This is a genomic window from Mesorhizobium sp. M1E.F.Ca.ET.063.01.1.1 (genome assembly GCF_003998155.1).
In the GTDB taxonomy this organism is placed as follows: Bacteria; Pseudomonadota; Alphaproteobacteria; order Rhizobiales; family Rhizobiaceae; genus Mesorhizobium.
On sequence record NZ_RZSC01001184.1, the window covers coordinates 1 to 1197 of the forward strand.

Consider the following 1197-nt stretch of genomic DNA (forward strand, 5'->3'; position numbering starts at 1 on the left):
GCTCTATTGTCGTCCTAAATATCTGTTCTTCAATAACTCTCCGCCGCATTTTTCAATTAGCTTTCCACGGGCCGTATGATAGCGTCCCGCCTCAAGCTCAGCCGGACGCATAGCGCGGGCCAGTGACGGCCCGTGTTGCGCTTCGGCGGATGCGATGACGGCCGTCGGCTATAGCTGGAGGAGAGCCACGCGCCGACAGCTCGATTGAAGCGGCTGTTCCGCCGACCGCGGAACGATAGACGATCCTTGCGGCAAGCTCGCCATTCCGGGCCGCGGCCGACAGATCGGACTGGAGAGGGAAATGAGCACTTTCTTCTACATGCTCCTGGCGTTCATTGTGGGTATTCTGGTTGGCTGGTTCTTCTGGGGCCGGCTGCGCGGCGAGCTCGACAGCCTGCGCGGCGATCTCGACCGCACGAAGAGCGAACGCGATAGATTGCGCGCCGATACCAATCGCCTGAGCGGCGAACTCGACGCATGCAGCCGCGCCCGCGCCGACCTCGAGGGCCGGCTGCGCGAGGCGCCTTCCACGCCCGCCAAGACCGGCGCCAACAAGGCCGCCGCGCCTGCGCCGACGGCGCTGATGTCGACACCGGCCGAGGCCAAATCGTCGCCGGCGAAATCGGCTGCGGCCAAACCCGCCGCGGCCAAGCCGGCGGCTCAGCCGAAGCCGGCGGCTAAATCCGCCGCGCCGAAGGCAAGCGCGGCGCCGAAGAAGGCCCCGGCTCCGAAGAAGGCCGCTGCCCCGAAGGCGGCCGCCGGCAAGGGCGACAATCTGCGCCGCCTGATCGGCATCGGCCCGGTCAACGAAAAGCTGCTCAAGGGCCAGGGCGTCACGACCTACGCCCAGATCGCCGCGTGGACCGAGGCCGACGTCAAGCGCATCGAAGACGTGCTGAATTTCGACGGTCGTATCGCGCGTGAGAAATGGATCGAGCAGGCGAAGCTCTTGGCCGCTGGCGACGAGAAGGAATTCGCCCGCCGATTCCCGACGGCGGGCACCGCAAGCAACACCTGAACAGCCGACATGTGTTGGCGCAAAGGCGGCGTCCTCCACGGGCGCCGCCTTTGTTTTGGACCACGGCCAGCTTTGCGCCGCCCGACGCCGTTCCCTCGATTGCGCCTCGCCGAGCCCCCATATAGAGCGGTCTCGTCGTTGCGGAAGATGGCTGAAGGCAGGGACATAAGCCTCGAATG

General features: G+C 65.8%; 1 protein-coding gene. It reads left to right on the forward strand.

Features of this window, described 5'->3' with window-relative positions; all coding sequences use genetic code 11:
* Window positions 1-301: 301 nt before the first annotated feature.
* Window positions 302-1018 (forward strand): proton-conducting membrane transporter, encoded by a 717-nt coding sequence (locus EOA29_RS37095; RefSeq protein WP_126092144.1) that lies wholly within the window; start codon window positions 302-304, stop codon window positions 1016-1018.
* Window positions 1019-1197: the final 179 nt, after the last annotated feature.

Excerpts from the sequence above, each read along its gene's own strand:
- EOA29_RS37095 (WP_126092144.1), top strand. The coding sequence starts at position 302 with ATGAGCACTTTCTTCTACATGCTCCTGGCGTTCATTGTGGGTATTCTG.